Source organism: Isoptericola haloaureus (assembly GCF_036689775.1).
Classification (GTDB): Bacteria; Actinomycetota; Actinomycetes; order Actinomycetales; family Cellulomonadaceae; genus Isoptericola; species Isoptericola haloaureus.
The window spans coordinates 1-385 of record NZ_JBAGLP010000121.1 but is presented as its reverse complement, the minus strand read 5'-3'; the positions used below and the strand labels follow the sequence as shown (position 1 = coordinate 385).

Annotated in this window: 1 protein-coding gene; it reads left to right on the top strand. The window is 76.9% G+C overall.

Features of this window, described 5'->3' with window-relative positions:
• Positions 1–139: 139 nt before the first annotated feature.
• Positions 140–385 (top strand): hypothetical protein (locus V5O49_RS16990; RefSeq protein ID WP_332903256.1); only part of this gene is annotated, 246 nt, incomplete at its 3' end.

The window sequence follows — 385 nt, the reverse complement described above, 5'->3', positions numbered from 1 at the left end:
GAACACATAGGGATTGATCGGAACCCGCGTGTGGCAGGTTCGGGACAACGGCGGAACCCGGGCGTCCGTCAAGCGCCAAGCCGGAGACGACCGCAAAATCAAGCGCGAGTTGGCCGAGAAAACCCAGGTACTGGCCGACATGACTGGCCGGGGGGGACACGCCGACCAGGCGGACCCGGGCCGCGTCCCCCGGCTGCTCGGCGCCGACCGCGGCCACCGCCTGCCCGGGCTCGCCTGGCGCCCGGGACGCCTGGGCCAGCACCGGCCGGGCGAGCAGCCGCCGGGCACCTACCGGCAGGCCGGGCCGCCGCGGGCCCGGCTGCGCGCGGCCGGCTCGCGCCCGGACGGCGACTGGGGGGCGGCCGAGCGCTCCCGCACCCTGGAG